Source organism: Citrobacter sp. Cpo015 (assembly GCF_030333035.1).
Lineage (GTDB): Bacteria > Pseudomonadota > Gammaproteobacteria > Enterobacterales > Enterobacteriaceae > Citrobacter > Citrobacter portucalensis.
Genome location: NZ_JAOWGS010000019.1, coordinates 227,396 through 243,810, shown reverse-complemented (window position 1 = coordinate 243,810; position 16,415 = coordinate 227,396). Strand labels below are relative to the sequence as shown.

At 54.9% G+C, this 16,415-nt stretch carries 15 protein-coding genes and 1 pseudogene; 2 read left to right on the top strand and 14 right to left on the bottom strand.

Annotation, left to right across the window (positions count from 1 at the left end):
* Positions 1-2 precede the first annotated feature (2 nt).
* From pmrD to OGY67_RS01205, 9 genes and pseudogenes are all read right to left on the bottom strand, one after another.
* Positions 3-267: pseudogene (gene pmrD, locus OGY67_RS01245) on the bottom strand (signal transduction protein PmrD).
* A gap of 95 nt (positions 268-362) precedes the next feature.
* A complete protein-coding gene (gene menE, locus OGY67_RS01240; RefSeq protein ID WP_286573157.1) occupies positions 363-1,787 on the bottom strand; it encodes an o-succinylbenzoate--CoA ligase in 1,425 nt (474 codons plus the stop codon).
* On the bottom strand, positions 1,784-2,746 hold the full coding sequence (gene menC, locus OGY67_RS01235) for an o-succinylbenzoate synthase (protein WP_032944069.1): 963 nt from the start codon (positions 2,744-2,746) through the stop codon (positions 1,784-1,786). The genes menE and menC overlap by 4 nt, the downstream gene beginning before the upstream one ends.
* Complete coding sequence (gene menB, locus OGY67_RS01230) at positions 2,746-3,603, bottom strand: 1,4-dihydroxy-2-naphthoyl-CoA synthase (RefSeq protein WP_003027671.1); 858 nt, start codon at positions 3,601-3,603, stop codon at positions 2,746-2,748. The genes menC and menB overlap by 1 nt, the downstream gene beginning before the upstream one ends.
* A gap of 14 nt (positions 3,604-3,617) precedes the next feature.
* A complete protein-coding gene (gene menH, locus OGY67_RS01225) occupies positions 3,618-4,376 on the bottom strand; it encodes a 2-succinyl-6-hydroxy-2,4-cyclohexadiene-1-carboxylate synthase (RefSeq protein WP_128611957.1) in 759 nt (252 codons plus the stop codon).
* Positions 4,373-6,043 carry a 2-succinyl-5-enolpyruvyl-6-hydroxy-3-cyclohexene-1-carboxylic-acid synthase gene (gene menD, locus OGY67_RS01220; protein WP_286573153.1) on the bottom strand — a complete coding sequence of 557 codons (1,671 nt, stop codon included), beginning with the start codon at positions 6,041-6,043 and terminating at the stop codon, positions 4,373-4,375. The genes menH and menD overlap by 4 nt, the downstream gene beginning before the upstream one ends.
* An 87-nt stretch (positions 6,044-6,130) precedes the next feature.
* Positions 6,131-7,429 (bottom strand): isochorismate synthase MenF, encoded by a 1,299-nt coding sequence (gene menF / locus OGY67_RS01215; RefSeq protein WP_286573151.1) that lies wholly within the window; start codon positions 7,427-7,429, stop codon positions 6,131-6,133.
* Positions 7,430-7,533: 104 nt separating this feature from the next.
* Positions 7,534-7,839: a stress response protein ElaB gene (gene elaB, locus OGY67_RS01210; RefSeq protein ID WP_003027683.1), complete on the bottom strand. Its 306-nt coding sequence runs from the start codon at positions 7,837-7,839 to the stop codon at positions 7,534-7,536.
* Between the two features lie 63 nt (positions 7,840-7,902).
* On the bottom strand, positions 7,903-8,364 hold the full coding sequence (locus OGY67_RS01205) for a GNAT family N-acetyltransferase (protein ID WP_008785342.1): 462 nt from the start codon (positions 8,362-8,364) through the stop codon (positions 7,903-7,905).
* Between the two features lie 67 nt (positions 8,365-8,431).
* On the opposite strand from OGY67_RS01205, the gene rbn reads away from it, so the two are divergent.
* Positions 8,432-9,349 carry a ribonuclease BN gene (gene rbn, locus OGY67_RS01200; RefSeq protein ID WP_191215533.1) on the top strand — a complete coding sequence of 306 codons (918 nt, stop codon included), beginning with the start codon at positions 8,432-8,434 and terminating at the stop codon, positions 9,347-9,349.
* 64 nt (positions 9,350-9,413) lie between these two features.
* A complete protein-coding gene (locus tag OGY67_RS01195) occupies positions 9,414-10,418 on the top strand; it encodes a chemotaxis protein (RefSeq protein WP_032944079.1) in 1,005 nt (334 codons plus the stop codon).
* Between the two features lie 58 nt (positions 10,419-10,476).
* Here OGY67_RS01195 and nuoN read toward each other — a convergent pair whose 3' ends face one another.
* The 5 genes from nuoN to nuoJ all read right to left on the bottom strand — a co-directional run bounded on the left by nuoN (position 10,477) and on the right by nuoJ (position 16,413).
* The gene (nuoN, locus tag OGY67_RS01190; protein WP_003027689.1) at positions 10,477-11,934 is read right to left on the bottom strand and encodes an NADH-quinone oxidoreductase subunit NuoN; all 1,458 of its coding nucleotides are present in this window, start codon (positions 11,932-11,934) and stop codon (positions 10,477-10,479) included.
* A gap of 6 nt (positions 11,935-11,940) precedes the next feature.
* Positions 11,941-13,470, bottom strand: coding sequence for an NADH-quinone oxidoreductase subunit M (nuoM, locus tag OGY67_RS01185; protein ID WP_003027692.1), 1,530 nt, complete (start codon positions 13,468-13,470; stop codon positions 11,941-11,943).
* Between the two features lie 251 nt (positions 13,471-13,721).
* Complete coding sequence (nuoL, locus tag OGY67_RS01180; RefSeq protein WP_003834744.1) at positions 13,722-15,563, bottom strand: NADH-quinone oxidoreductase subunit L; 1,842 nt, start codon at positions 15,561-15,563, stop codon at positions 13,722-13,724.
* On the bottom strand, positions 15,560-15,862 hold the full coding sequence (gene nuoK / locus OGY67_RS01175) for an NADH-quinone oxidoreductase subunit NuoK (RefSeq protein WP_000612644.1): 303 nt from the start codon (positions 15,860-15,862) through the stop codon (positions 15,560-15,562). The genes nuoL and nuoK overlap by 4 nt, the downstream gene beginning before the upstream one ends.
* On the bottom strand, positions 15,859-16,413 hold the full coding sequence (nuoJ, locus tag OGY67_RS01170; RefSeq protein ID WP_003028059.1) for an NADH-quinone oxidoreductase subunit J: 555 nt from the start codon (positions 16,411-16,413) through the stop codon (positions 15,859-15,861). Before nuoJ ends, nuoK begins: the two co-directional genes overlap by 4 nt.
* Between the last annotated feature and the right edge of the window lie 2 nt (positions 16,414-16,415).

The following is a 16,415-nucleotide window of genomic DNA, read 5'->3' as shown; positions in this document are numbered from 1 at the left end:
GATTACTTATCTTCAGACAGTCGTAACAGACGTTCCCATTCATCACAGATGTACTGTCTGGCATCAATTACCTTAATGACACGGGATTTATCGCGGTTAATACAATACTGTGCATCCTTCAGCGGTGAAAGGAGATCGCCGGGCTTAATCCGCTCGGAAGATTGCGCCTCAGCAAGCATCTTGATGCGAACCACCGCTATCGCAAAGTACGATATAGAGCCTCCCTGCTTTTTTGTGACAGCAAGACTTCTTCACATGCCATTCCATAGCGCACCTTTTGTTAATAAATTTCACAATAGGTTACACTTTAGCAGATAAACAAAAGGACAATAGCTGCGGAATGACAATAACAAGAAATACTATTAATGTTTTCTTAATGTTAATGATGAAGCACTTACCCAATCCAATAACGCACGGCGCGAAATTTTAATTCCTCCTGCTTTGAGCTCGGGCGGCAATGTTAGCCAACAAATCGGCTGCTGAAAGCGGGCTAGCTTATCTTTTACCCACTCTGCGAGATTAGTTTCTCCAGCATTAGCGTCATACTCAATGACCGCCACCGGGCGATGGCCAAACTCTTTGTCTTCTATTGGCACAATAAAGGCTTGTAGAACATGCGGATGCGCTGCAATCACGCGTTCCACTTCTTCCGGCTGTATACCTTCCCCGCCGCTAAAAAACAGATTATCCATACGACCGACAATCGTTAACTTGCCGTCCTTTAGCACGCCGCGATCGCGGGTTGCAAACCAGCCTTCCGCGTTCACTAAAGGAATAAGCTGTCCGTTACGCCAGTAACCTTGCGCCATGCTGGCGGCTCGCAGCCAGACTTCATCATCAACGATTCTGACTTCTCTGCCCACCAGGGGGGAACCCACATCTGCCAAACCATCTGCTTCTTTCGCACAGACCGTAGAAGCAAACTCCGTTAATCCGTAACCGCACCAGCAACGAATCCCTTGCTCGCACGCTTGCTCCGTCAATTCAACAGAAATTGCCGCACCTCCCAGCAGTACCGCTTTGAGCGTGACCGGCGTGTTGTTGACCAGCAAGCGCCACAGCTGCGTGGGCACCAGTGAAGCGTGGGTACATCCAGCCAGCATTTGCTCCAGCGGCTGCTTGTCGCGCACGGTCATTCGCGCTCCGGCGAACAACCAGCGCCACAAAATACCCTGGCCGGAAACATGAAACAGCGGCAGCGAGAGCAGCCAGTCATCCTCAGCACCAAACGGCATTAATGACAGGACGCCCTGCGCGCTTGCCAGATGCGCCTGACAGGTATGAACAGCCGCTTTTGGCAATCCGGTAGAACCTGAAGTTAACGTCATCGTGCTCAAACGTTCAGGCAACCACGCCGCGGCGCGATCGCCTGGTAACGACCGCATCTGCAACGGGCTGAGTTCCGGAAGTGCGATAGCGGCCTCCAGATCCAGCGCAAAACGTAGCGTTAAGTCCGGGATCAGCGCATCAAGCAGCGGCTGAGGCAACTGTGGGTTCACAGGTAAAACCCGCGCCCCACATTGCAGCAGCGCGAGCCAGGCCAGCAAAGCGCGAGGATGATTCCAGGCGCGAAGCAGAACACCATCGCCCTCTTCCACGCCCTGAGCGGCAAAACCGCAGGCCAGATGATCTACACGTGTGCAAAGATCGCTCCAGCTTAATACCTCATCGTTGAGGCGTAAGGCTAGCGCCTTCGCACGAACCTGTTGCCAGTGACGCCAAGGCCAGTCACTGAACTGCACCAGGCCCGATAAGCTCACGCTATCGGGCATTTCCTGCTGGGTCATAGCAGACGTTCCAGCGCATCAACGTCGATACACGGCAACGTGCTACCCGGCCAGGTGCGTACCTGCTGGCACTGCATCAGACTCAGGGTATCCAGACCCGGAATGGTCTGCGGCGTTAACCAGGCGGCAATTCTCGCCAGCTGGGTTAAGCCCAGACTCGACTCGATTGACGAACTGATAACGGCAGTAAGACCAAGCGCATGCGCCGCAGCCACCTGTTCACGGACTTTATCGAGACTGCCGGTCAGCGTAGGTTTGATAACCACGGCCCTGACGCCTTCTTCGGCTTCGAAGGTGAAATCCGCTTCACGCAGACTTTCATCCCAGGCGATGGCAATGCCGGTTTCACGCGCGAAGGCACGAGAATCATCGCGGGTTTTGCACGGCTCTTCGAGGAAGGCAATGCGTCCACGATATTCCGGATTAACGTATTTCGCGAACTGCTGTGCTTTCAACGGCGTCCAGGCCCGGTTGGCGTCAAGTCGCAAATGCAGCTCCGGGATCGCCTCAAGCAGCAGATTGGCTACCATGCCGTCGCGGACCGCTTCATACAGACCGACCTTGATCTTCGCCACTTTTTCGCCCGGCATATCCGCCAGTTGTAGCACCAGATCGTCAGGATCGCCGGTACACAGCGGCGCAGCACGATAGTCCGCGTCCTGTGGCAATACGCCAGCCAGTTCGGCCAGCGCACAGCTTACGCCAAAGGCGACCGAAGGCAGTTGCGGTAAGGAGTCATCCCCTTGCAACCAGCCTTTCACCCAGGCCAGCAGCTCGGTTTGTGCCTCTTCCCAGCTTTCCTGACTGAAGCCCGGCAGTGGGGAAATTTCTCCCCACCCTTCGCGCTCGCCGTCACAAAGACAAACGTACAGCCCGTCACGCGTTTTTAACCGCCTGTCGCGCAGAATCACCCCCGCGTCCATGGGGATCTGCCAGCGGTATACCTGCGCGCTACGCATTACGGATTCCGTTTGAATTTGCTGAAATCAGGCTGACGTTTTTGGTTAAAGGCGTTACGGCCTTCCTGACCTTCTTCCGTCATGTAGAACAGCATAGTGGCGTTACCTGCCAGCTCCTGCAGACCAGCCTGACCATCACAGTCGGCGTTCAGTGCGGCTTTCAGGCAGCGCAGCGCCATTGGGCTGTTTTGCAGCATTTCACGGCACCAGCGTACGGTCTCTTTTTCCAGATCCGCCAGCGGAACCACTGTGTTGACCAGACCCATATCCAGCGCCTGTTTTGCATCGTACTGACGGCACAGGAACCAGATTTCACGCGCTTTTTTCTGACCAACGATGCGCGCCATGTAGGAAGCGCCCCAACCGCCGTCGAAAGAACCGACTTTCGGGCCGGTCTGACCAAAGATGGCGTTTTCAGCCGCAATGGTCAGGTCACACATCATGTGCAGCACATGGCCACCACCAATGGAGAAACCTGCAACCATCGCTACTACCGGTTTCGGACAGGTACGAATCTGACGCTGGAAGTCCAGTACGTTCAGGTGATGCACACCGGAGTCATCCTGGTATCCGCCGTAGTCACCACGCACTTTCTGATCGCCGCCTGCGCAGAACGCTTTGTCGCCAGCACCGGTCAGAATAATTACGCCGATGTTGTCATCATAGCGGGCATCCGCCAGCGCCTGGATCATCTCTTTCACGGTGACCGGACGGAAGGCATTGCGTACCTGTGGACGATTAATAGTGATTTTTGCGATACCGTCGGTGGATTTCTCGTAAAGAATGTCGGTATAGCCTTCAGAGCAATCGTGCCATTCTACCGGTGCGTAAAGCATTGTTTCATCAGGATAGATCATAAAATGTCCTATAGTCAGCGACGCAGAATCTGAGCCAGACAGTCCACTACGCCCGCGGGGTTGTCCCGATGCGCGTTGTGTCCGGCATTACGAATCACATGGTTTGGTACTGATATTTCCGCCGCCAGAGCGCGGAATTTTTCGTCACGTTCACCACATAAATAATAAAACGGAAATGTGCGCGTCGTGAGTTGCGCACGTAAATCAGGCTGTACGGCAAGCGAGGTGGCCTCCAGCATTGCCGCCAGCGTTTGCCCATTATTCTGGCTACGCAGAGCGACCAGCGCCTCTCTTTGTGCCGCGTTCAGCGAGGAAAAAACGGGCTGTTGATACCAGTCATTAAACACCTCACGTAGCGGCTCTGCGCGAAAACGTGCAGCCCAGCGGCCATCCGAGAGACGACGCTGAACGCGCGCCTCCTCGCTTTGCAAGCCGGGATGTCCGCCTTCAACCACCAGACCACAAAGCCCAGGCATCTCCTGACAGGCCGCCATCATGGCGACTCTGCCGCCAAGAGAGTATCCCACCAGCCAGTAGTTAAGTATGTTGTAACTAAGTAGAGTGTTACGCAGCAAAACGCTGACATCATCGAACCCACTCACGCCGATGTCAGCGGAGCCACCGTGTCCCGGCAAGTCGATGTATAGCCGCGAATAATCCTGAAACGCTTCGCCGACCGTCTGCCATTCCTGGCAATCGCCAGAGAAACCGTGCAGGAAAACCAGCCAGGGAAATCCCGTCTGCCCCTCTTTCGCCTGCGCATGCAGGATCATAGGTGACTTACCTGCGCCAGCAGTTGCTGCAAGGTTTGCGCCCCGTCAGTTTCGTTCACCACCAGCTCAATCACCGTGGCCGCAGGTGTACGCCACGCGTTAGTCAACGCGCTCTCCAACTGCTCCCAGTTTTCCGGGCGCTGGTATTTAAGGTTAAACATGGCGGCAGCATGCTCGAAATGTACGTTCTGCGGCATCAGATAGAACCGTTCGCGTTCGCTGGCTGGTGTCGGCAGCAGGGAAAAAATCTGCCCGCCGTTATTATTGACCACTATCAGGACAAACGGTGCAGAAACCTGGCGCAATAACGCCAGCGCATTCAGGTCATACAATGCAGATAAATCGCCAACAATCGCCAGCGTCGATTTCGCGCTGGCACGCTGTACACCAGCTGCCGTTGACAGCAGGCCGTCAATACCGCTCGCGCCACGGTTGCTATAGACCGGGTAACCAGCCGGAAGCTGCGACAGCGCATCAATCAGGCGTACCACCAGACTGTTACCCACGAACAGCTGCCCCTGCTCCGGCAAGTAGTCGCGGATACGGTGGGCTAATTGCGCTTCACCAAACGCCTCACGACGGGCTTCTACCGCCTGCCAGGCCTGTTGCGCCAGATGAGGGATCTCAATACACCAGGGCTGACGTTTCTCCGCCGGATGCAGCTCCAGCCAGTCGCCAACTTTCGCCACCAACCTGCGGCCGCGATGATGGGCCGGATCGAGGCGGCCTTCGATATTATCGACAATCCAGTATTCCTGCGGATCGCAGCTGGCCTGCCATTGCAGCAGACGTTTTCCAGTCAGGCTGCTACCAAGCTGCACCACAATCTGCGCCTGGTGCAATTCAGCTACAGCTTTCGCATTTCCCAGCCACAGGTCGGCGCACGGCAGCGGTTGTCCGGTTTGCGACAAAACATCGCCAATCAGCGGCCAGCCTAACGTCTGCGCCCACTGCGCAACCTTCTTACCTTCTTCCGCGCTCATGCGGCCCGCAATGACTATGCCGCGTTTTTGTCGCCAGAAAAACCAGTCACGCTGTTTGTCGCTTTCCAGCCGACGCGCTTCTCGCAGCCAGGGTTTATCGTCCTGCCACCAGTCGCCGAGGCGCTGCTGCCAGGCAATCCCCGTTTCGTCCATATCGCCATACAGCGGTTCCGCAAACGGGCAATTGATATGAACTGCCCCGCTATGCAGGGCAGCTAACGCATTATCAATAGTGGACACCAGCCAGCTTGCCGGAATGTCCTGAGTCGGGCGTGGTAAAGAGAGCGTTTGCGATGGATGCGAGGCAAACATTCCGGCCTGACGAATCGCCTGGTTCGCGCCACAGTCGATAAGCTCTGGCGGTCTGTCAGCGGTAAGTAAAATCAGTTTTTCACCGGTCAGGCCCGCTTCAATCAACGCGGGATATAAATTCGCCACCGCGGTACCGGACGTCACAATCACGGCGACAGGCTGCCGGCTGACTTTTGCCAGACCTAAAGCCAGATGCCCAAGACCGCGCTCGTCAAAATGGGTGTGGTGGATGAATGCGGGGTTTTCCGCTGCCGCCAGCGTCAACGGTGTAGAACGAGAGCCAGGGGCAATGCAGACATGCCTGACGCCGTGGCGAGTGAGTGCTTCCAGAATGACCGCCGCCCAGCGTCGGTTAAATGCGCTTACTGACATGAGATTGTCCGGTATCAATATTGCGACACAGTATAGAGAATCGAATAAATGGATTTTTGATATGAATCGGAAATATACACGAAATCACTATCCTTCCATCTGTAATAAAGTACGTAACCCTGCCGCTTTATTGTCTATTTCTTGCCATTCCTGCTCAGGATCTGAGCCACGTACAATCCCTGCCCCGGCATACAGGCGTACCACGTTTGCGCTAATTTTCGCCGAACGCAATGACACGCAAAACTCGCTTTGGCGCAAAGAAAGATAACCCGCTGAACCGGCATACCACTCGCGTTCAAAGGGTTCATTTTGCTGGATGAATTCACGCGCCAGCTCACGCGGAATACCGGCGACTGCCGCCGTGGGCTGAAGCTGCATCAGGCAAAGCATATCGTCGGCCTGATTCAGTTCCGTCCAGATGCAACGGCGCAGGTGCTGCACTTTACGCAGCCTGAGCACCTGCGGTGGCAGCACATCGAGAGTTTGCGTACAGCCTTGCAGGCGCTGGCAAATATCTTCGACCACCAGCATATTCTCGCGCTGGTTTTTATCATCTTTCATTAGCCAGTCGCCCAATTGCCAGGCCCGATGCTCCTCAGGGTGATTGGCCACGGTTCCGGCCAGCGCCTCGGTGCGCAGCGCCGTATCACGTCGTCGATACAGACGTTCAGGAGAAGAGCCAAGAAAAGCGGTGTCGGCGGAGAATGCCATAAAGAAATGGTAGCAGTTCAGATTTAAGCGACGGCTGGAAGCCATCACGGCAGCGGCATTAACCGACTGAGAAAACTGTAAATCGGTCGCCCGCGCCAGCACGACCTTGTCGAGGTCTTCTCCTGCGATCGTTTGAGTGGCGAGTTTTATCAGGTCTATCCAGCCAGCTTTCTCCGGCCAGTGCTGTTCTCCCGTCAAATTCAAACGCAATGCAGGGAGCGGTTTTACGGGAGCAAGCGATGAGATGAAGGCGATCGCTTGTGCAGCGTCTTCACGTAGCGACACGTCGCTATAGAGATGTAAGCGTAAGCTCGCCACTCCGGCGCAACGTCGCCACTCCAGCCGCGGCAGCAGTAAATTGCCACTCTGAGGCTCAAAGGCATTCAGGCCCCAGATGCGCAGGTCGGGATGATTATCATGCTGATGTAAAAATTGCTGGGCTGATTCCAGCGAGGAAAATGCGGCGACGGTCCCTAATACGGCGGCTTCTTCATCGCCGTTACGCTGCTGCCAGTAAAACTGGGGCCAGACGGGTTGACTGGCCAGCCATCCTAAAGCGTCAAACGCATCATTCAGTGGGAAAGGTATATCGTAAATACGAATTCCAGGTGCTGCTGGCATCTCTTGCGATAAATGACGCATCAGACTTTCCAGCGCAGTAGTGATTGAATGCACGCGGACCTCTCCCTGTTAAAAACCTCTCATTATACGGGGTACTGAGCAGAAAAAGCAGTACCCCCAGTTAGGGAGTACGTACAAATGCGATGACAGAACGGAATTTATCGCCGCGCTAACAATAATCCCATCACTAAACCGACCGTGGCGCCAACGCCGATTCCGCGCCAGGGTTTTTCGTGCACATAGTCATCCGCCCGACAAACGGCTTTTTTCGCACGGTAATAGTAGCTGTCAGAAGCATGGCTGACGCGATTTCTCACCTCTTCTAACGCCCGCTCTGCCCGCGCTTTTAACTCAAGGTATTTTTGATCTGCTGGGTCGCCAGAAGAACGCAGCACCTCTTCCAGCGTTTCACTTAATAATTCCAGATCATCATCGATACGTGATTCATAAGAATGAAAAGACATTATATTCTCCCTTTCTATTGACGTACCCGCTAACTATAGACAACCTGGACTGATTGCGCCTGTTTACGCCTGATGTGCTTCCCGCGCCATTCCGACGTGTGGAATACCATCTTCGTCATAAATATCCGTCACCGGAACAAAGCCAAAGCGCGCATAGAACGATTGCAGATGCGCCTGCGCGCCCAGATACAACGCCTTGTGTGGCCAGTGTTGCGCGCAGGATGCCAGCGTCTGGGCCATTAGCTGTTGCCCCAGTTTTTCACCACGCAGCGCTTCGCTTACAATCACCCGACCAATCACTACCGGCTCCAGCTCGTCATCGCTTTTCAGAATCCTCGCATACGCCACCAGCTCATCGTTATGCCAGCCCAGAATATGCCGATTCTCTCCAGCCAGGTCATCGCCATCCACATCCTGGTACGGACACTGTTGCTCAACTACAAACACCGCGCATCGTAGCTGAAGTAGTGCGTACAGTTGTTGGGTACTCAGCTTTGCATGGTGGAGATCTTGCCAGTGAATCATTGTCTGCCCCTATGTTGTGATAACCTGAACACCCTGCCTTATTGATGGCGAAAAGTGTAACGCAAAGATGGAATTACTATTTTTAGGCACGTCTGCGGGAGTCCCCACGCGCTCACGCAATGTAACGGCAATTTTACTGAATCTGCAACACCCGACTCAGGCGGGGCTGTGGCTTTTTGATTGCGGCGAAGGGACGCAGCATCAGATGCTCACCACGCCTTTCAATCCAGGAAAACTCGATCGTATTTTTATCAGCCATCTGCACGGCGATCACCTGTTTGGTTTACCGGGGCTACTGTGCAGTCGCTCAATGGCCGGCAATGTCCAGCCTCTGACGCTCTACGGGCCAAAAGGTTTGCGAGAGTTTACCGAAACCGCATTGCGTCTGAGCGGCTCCTGGACCGATTATCCTCTGGATATTGTAGAAATTACCGCGGGTGAGATTGTGGATGACGGCCTGCGAAAAGTAACGGCGTACCCGCTGGTGCATCCGCTGGAATGCTACGGTTTTCGCATTCAAGAGCACGACAAACCGGGTGCGCTTGACGCTAGCGCCCTGAAGGCGGCAGGCGTTAAAGCGGGCCCGTGGTTTCAGGATTTGAAAGCCGGAAAAACCATCGTGCTGGAGGATGGTCTAGCGATTAACGGTGCCGATTTTCTTTCCCCGCCCACCAGGGGAAAATCAGTCGCTATTTTCGGTGACACAGGACCCTGCGCATCCGCCATTGAACTGGCACGAGGTGTGGATGTGATGGTACATGAAACCACACTGGACGCCTCAATGGAGGAAAAAGCCAACAGCCGCGGGCACAGCTCGACCCGACAAGCCGCAAAGCTGGCGCTGGAGGCCGGAGTGGGACGCCTGATCATGACCCACGTTAGCTCACGTTACGATGAAAAAGGCTGTCAGCGATTACTCGCAGAGTGCAAAGCAATATTTCCAGACACGGAACTGGCTCACGATTTCGCCATTTTCACCGTTTAACGCTCTATTTTTCCGCCTCAGTGCCGATAACAGTGGAAAGGCTGGCTTTCACACTGAGGACAGGATGAACAATTTCCAGAAAGATATTGATGACAGGACAAACCTAACCCTGTCTAACCGTTTTGAACTGCTGCTGTTTCGCCTCGGCAAATCTGTTGAGGAGCAGAAATCAGAGCTGTTTGGCATCAACGTATTCAAGCTGCGTGAAATCGTGCCGATGCCGACCTTTACGCGTCCGGCGGGTATGAAGGCCCCGTTACTGGGTATGGTTAACATTCGCGATCAGGTGATCCCGGTGATTGACCTGCCCGCCGTCGCGGGCTGTAAGCCAGAGACCGGACTCAATATTCTGTTGATCACAGAATATGCCCGCAGCGTCCAGGCTTTTGCGGTGGAGTCAGTGGAAAATATTATGCGCCTGGACTGGCAACAGGTGCATACCGCCGAGAAAGCCGTCAATGGTCGCTATATCACCAGTATCGCTTGCCTGGACGACAACAAAGAGACCAACAACCTGGCGCTGGTACTCGACGTTGAGCAGATCCTGTACGACATCGTACCGGCAAACCACGACCTGCGCGCAACCGATCTGAAAACCAATAAATTCAACATCACGCCGGGTGCGGTGGCGATTGTGGCTGATGATTCCAAAGTGGCCCGCGCCATGTTGGAAAAAGGTCTAAACGCCATGGAGATCCCGCATCTGATGCATGTAACAGGTCAGGATGCGTGGGAAAAAATACAGCAGCTTTCCGCAGAAGCGCTGGCGGAGGGCAAGCCGGTCAGTGAGAAGATCGCTCTGGTTCTCACCGATCTCGAAATGCCGGAGATGGACGGTTTTACGCTTACCCGTAAGATAAAAACCGACGAACGTCTGAAGAAAATCCCGGTCGTTATCCACTCTTCGCTTTCCGGTAGCGCGAACGAAGATCACGTTCGCCGTGTAAAAGCGGATGGCTATGTGGCCAAATTCGAAGTCAATGAGCTTTCTTCAGTGATCCAGGAAGTGATGGATCGCACAGCGAAAGGCATCAGCGGTCCGCTGGTGAGCCGTCAGCTATTAAACTGACCGTATTTCACGCATAAAAAAACCCGCCAAGGCGGGTTTTTTCGTTTCTGCATTTCGTTTACATCAGCGGAGTCGCTAACTGCACAATGCTGATCAGCGGTTGCGGGTAAATACCCAGCACCAGTACCAGCAGAGCAGAAATCAGCACCACGATACCGCCCGCGCTGTACTGCCAGTTAGACGGCGCATCACGGTTCAGCTGCTGCGGTGCGCTCAGGTACAAGCTTACGGCAACGCGCAGGTAGTAGTACAAACCAATCGCAGAACCGACCACCACCGCGGCAACCAGCCACCACAGGTTAGCCTGTACACCGACGGCCAGTACGTAGAACTTACCGATAAAGCCCAGCGTCATCGGGATACCTGCCAGAGACAGCATCATCACCGTCATCACTGCCGCGAGGATCGGACGATGCCAGAACAGACCACGGTAGGAGAACAGAGAGTCCGCATCCGGGCCGCGGTACGGGCTGGACATCAGACTGACCACACCGAACGCGCCGAGGCTGCTGAACAGGTAACCGGCCAGGTAAACGCCAACTGCTTCCATCGACATCTCGCCGCTCTGCAGAGCAATAAGCGCCACCAGCAGGTAGCCGAGGTGAGAGATAGAAGAGTAACCGAGCAGACGTTTAATATTGGTCTGGCTCAGCGCCATCAGGTTACCGAAGATGATGGAAGCAAAGGCAATCACGCCCAGTACGATACGTACCGCTTCGCTATCTCCTACCGGTGCGTACAGGAACAGACGCATCACCACGCCGAAGATAGCGATTTTGCTCGCCGTCGCCAGGAAGGTGGAAACCGGAGCAGGAGCGCCCTGGTATACGTCTGGCGTCCACAGGTGGAACGGAACCAGCGAGAGTTTAAAGCCGAGGCCAACAATCATCAGACCGAAGCCCGCCAGCAGCAGCGGTTCGTGCAGCATGCCGTCGCCGAGGCTCTTACCGAGCGCAACAAACGACAGATTACCAGACTGCGCGTACACCAGCGCCATACCGAACAGCAGGAAGGAAGACGCTGCGGCAGACAGAATGGTGTATTTGATACTGGCTTCCAGCGAACGTTTCTGACGGAACGCATAGCCAACCAGACCAAACAGCGGCAGAGAGATCAGCTCAATACCAAGGAACAGCGCCGCCAGATGGTTAGCGTTAGCCAGCAGAATACCGCCGAGCGCGGCAATCAGCACCAACAGGTAGAACTCTTCCCGGTTGTCATCGTAGCCTTCCAGCCACGGGTAAGCGAAGGTACAGGTGGCAAGACTCGCCAGCAGCACCAGCCCGGTGTAGAGCATGGCGAAACCGTCAACCCGCATCAGCGGGGTGACGTCCATGGCGCCCGCCTGGCCAACAAACCAGAGCGAAACCAGCGCGGCGTTAAGCCCAATGACCGACAGCGTGGCATTGAGGAAGTGATTGCGTCGCCACGCAATGGAGAGCATCACAACCACCACCGTCAAGCCGACGATCAGCAGCGGTAGCAGCGCAATCAGGTGTTGTGGAGTTATTGTCATGGCGATTTACGGCCTTGTAGTAGTAACGGAATTAACAAACCACTGCTGGATGTTGCTCATCGCAGAATGCGAGGTATCCAGAATCGGCTGCGGATAGAAGCCAAGCAGTACCAGAAGCACGACCAGCAACAGGATGATAAACAGCTCACGCAGCGACATCCCTGGCAGTTCAACACTGGCAATCTGGCTCTTCGCTTTACCGAAGTAAGCGCGATGCAGCATCGCCAGCGAGTAAACAGAGGCAAACACCAGACCAAAGGTCGAGATCACGGTAATGACCGGAACCACCTGGTAGCTGCCGAACAGAATCATAAATTCGCCAACGAAGTTACCTGTACCCGGCATACCCAGCGTACACACTGCGAAGAACATCGACAGCGCAGGCAACCATTTCATTTTGCCCCACAGGCCGCCCATCATACGCATATCACGCGTGTGCAGACGTTCGTACAGCTGACCACACAGAATGAACAGACCGGCTGCGGACAGACCGTGCGCAATCATCTGGATAACAGCACCCTGGTACGCCAGCTGGCTGCCGGTGTAGATAGCAATCAGTACGAAGCCCATGTGCGATACGGAGGTGTAAGCGATCAGACGTTTGATATCGTACTGATTAAAGGCCATCCACGCGCCGTAGAAGATACCGATAACGCCCAGCCACATTGCGATAGGTGCAAACTCAGCCGACGCGTTCGGGAACAGCGGCAGAGAGAAGCGCAGCAGACCGTAAGCCGCGGTTTTCAGCAAGATCCCCGCCAGGTCAACGGAACCTGCGGTCGGCGCCTGGGAGTGCGCATCCGGCAACCAGCCGTGCAGCGGAACTACCGGCATTTTCACCGCGAAGGCAATGAAGAAGCCCAGCATCAGCAGATATTCCACACCGTGGGACATCGGGGTATTCAGCAGCTCTTCATAGTTGAAGGTCCACACACCGGTCGCTTTATAGTGCACAAACACCAGCGCCAGGATGGCAATCAACATCACCAGACCACTCGCCTGGGTATAAATGAAGAACTTGGTCGCCGCCGTGATACGCGTTTTACCGTCAGAGGCTTTATGCCCCCACAACGCGATCAGGAAGTACATCGGCACCAGCATCATTTCCCAGAAGAAGAAGAACAGGAACATGTCGATGGCAAGGAACACGCCGATCACGCCGCCTAAGATCCACATCAGGTTCAGATGGAAGAAGCCCTGGTATTTTTCGATTTCATTCCAGGAGCAAAGTACCGCCAGAACACCGAGCAGACCGGTCAGCACTACCATCAGCAGCGACAGACCGTCGATAGCCAGATGAATAGAGATGCCAAAACGTGGGATCCACGGCAGGACAAATTCAGACTGCCACTGCGGAATGCCAGCGGATTGCGTCAGTGAATAGCCGCCCTGCAACCACAGTTGCAGGCCAAGCGCCAGCGTCAATCCCATGGTAATCAGCGCAATCCAGCGCGGCACCTTCACGCCAAAGCGTTCGGTCTGCCAGCACAGGAAGCCACCGATAAAGGGAATTAATATCAACCAGGGTAATAACATAGCTAAGTATGTCCCTTATATTTACTCCTGCTCAGGCTATCTCACTCGTCAGCCCAAATCCCGGCAGTGCTCGCAATCCTCACGTACTTCAGTACGCTCCGGTTGCTCTGCGCTGGCGGTCTCCGGTCTGACTTCGCCGATGACGCCTGTACATCAGGAACAGATTTTCAACGAATTCTAAAAATTATTTTTGGGTTTGTAGGCCGGATAAGCGCAGCGCCATCCGGCAATCGTTCATCCAGCCAACAAACTCAACGCAGTACCATCAACAGTGCCAGCACAACGACGGCGCCGATGCTCATTGATGCAACATACCAGCGCAGATAACCGTTCTCGCTCAACAGCAGGCCTTTACCTGCAAAGCGGGAAAGGATCGCCGGAATGTTCATCATTGAGTTGAGCGGATCGCGTTTCAGCAACCAGGCAACACCCAGGAACGGCTTAACGAACACTTTGTCGTACAGCCAGTCGAAGCCCCAGGCGTTATACCACCAGGTACCCAGCAGGCGGCCCGGCGCACTGTTCGCAATCGACGTCACCAGTGTGCGTTTACCCAGCCACAGCCATGCTGCGATCAGGATGCCCGCAATCGCTACGATACCGGAGGTAATTTCCAGCGTCATGACGCGACCATGCTCAAGCTCGGTCGTCGCAGGCAGTACACCCTGCAGTGGCGGCACAATCAGCGCGCCAACGAAGGTGGACAGGATCATCAGCACAATCAGCGGCAGATGATGGGTAATCCCCTTCCCTGCGTGGGCGTGAATTTGTTCTTTACCGTGGAACACGATGAAAATCATACGGAAGGTGTACAGAGAGGTCATGAATGCACCGACCAGACCTGCAACCATAAGATTAATATGACCATTCGCCATTGCACCGGCCAGAATCTCATCCTTACTGAAGAAGCCAGCGGTAATCAGCGGCAGAGCCGACAGCGCCGCGCCACCGATCAGGAAGCAGAGATACACCAGCGGAATTGACTTACGCAGCCCGCCCATCTTGAAGATGTTCTGTTCGTGGTGGCAAGCCAGGATAACCGAGCCGGATGCCAGGAACAGCAGCGCTTTAAAGAAGGCGTGCGTCATCAGATGGAAAATCGCCGCATCCCACGCCTGTACGCCGAGAGCCAGGAACATATAACCAATCTGGCTCATGGTGGAGTACGCAAGAACGCGTTTGATGTCGGTCTGTACCAGCGCAGCAAAACCCGCCAGCACCAGCGTGATCGCACCGATAATCCCCACCAGGTGCAGGATTTCAGGCGTCATCAGGAACAGGCCGTGCGTACGTGCTATCAGGTAGACACCAGCGGTAACCATCGTCGCGGCGTGGATCAACGCGGAGACAGGCGTCGGGCCAGCCATCGCATCAGCAAGCCAGGTCTGCAACGGCAGCTGTGCAGATTTACCGACCGCACCGCCCAGCAGCATCAGGGTTGCCCACATCAGCATGTTGTTACCGTCTGCAAAGTGCGCAGGCGCCAGTTCCACCATTTCGCGGAAGTTCAGCGTGCCCAGCTCGTTGTAGAGGATGAACAACGCGAACGCCAGGAATACGTCACCAACACGGGTTACCACGAAGGCTTTCATTGCCGCAGCGCCATTCTTCGGATCGGTATAGTAGAAACCAATCAGCAGATAGGAGCACAGGCCCACGCCTTCCCAGCCGAGGTACATCAGCAGCAGGTTATCCGCCAGCACCAGAACCACCATGCTGGCGATAAACAGGTTGGTGTAGGCGAAGAAACGAGAATAGCCCTCTTCTCCGCGCATATACCAGGAGGCGAACATGTGGATCAGGAAACCAACGCCGGTCACCACGGAGAGCATGGTCAGCGACAGGCCGTCCAGCACCAGGTTAAAACCGATGTTGAAGTCGCCGACTGACATCCACGTCCACAGTGGCTGGCTGTAAGCCTGCTGGCCATTGGCAAAGAAATCAACGCCAACAAACGCAGTAACCAGCGCAGCCAGACCGATCGACCCGACACCCACGGTAGCGGACAGATTTTCTGACCAACGACCACGAGAAAACGCCAGTAATACAAAGCCAATAAATGGCAGAATAATGGTTAAGGCAAGCATGTTCATCCACGCATCTCACTTACTGAATCGATGTTCAGGTTCTGGCGACGGCGATGAAGTTGCAGCAACAGCGCAAGCCCAATGCTCGCTTCGGCAGCCGCAAGGCTGATGGCGAGAATATACATCACCTGACCATCGGTCTGGCCCCAGTAGCTTCCTGCGACCACAAAGGCCAACGCGGAGGCGTTAATCATGATTTCCAGCCCGATCAGCATAAACAGCAGATTGCGGCGGATAACCAGACCGGTTAAGCCCAGCACGAATAAGATCGCAGCGAGGATCAGTCCATGTTGTAAGGGGATCATGCGTGCTCCTCCGTTTTTCTTTTCGCGCGGTCATCGGTGCGATTGCTCAGCACTTCACCAGAACGCTCTTCGCGCCCCACGTGGAAGGCCACAACCAGACCCGCCAGCAGCAGCATCGAAGCCAGTTCAACCGCCAGTACATACGGTCCGAACAGGGAAATACCGACTGCTTTCGCGCTAATTGGCGTGCCGTCGATGCCCTGATCGTTAACGCCCAGAATGGCGTAAACAATAACCACCAGCATAATGGCCGACAGAATCGCCGGACCAATCCACACCTGCGGTTTCAGCCACTGACGTTCCTGTTCAATTTCAGAACCACCAAGGTTGAGCATCATCACCACGAACACGAACAGCACCATGATGGCGCCCGCGTAGACGATAATTTCCAGCGCACCGGCGAAGTAAGCGCCTAACGAGAAGAACACCCCAGAAATCGCCAGCAGCGAAATAATCAGGTACAGCAACGCGTGTACCGGATTGGTGTGGGTGATCACCCGCAAGGTTGCGAGAATGGCTATCAGGCCACAGATATAAAAAGCGAACTCCATTG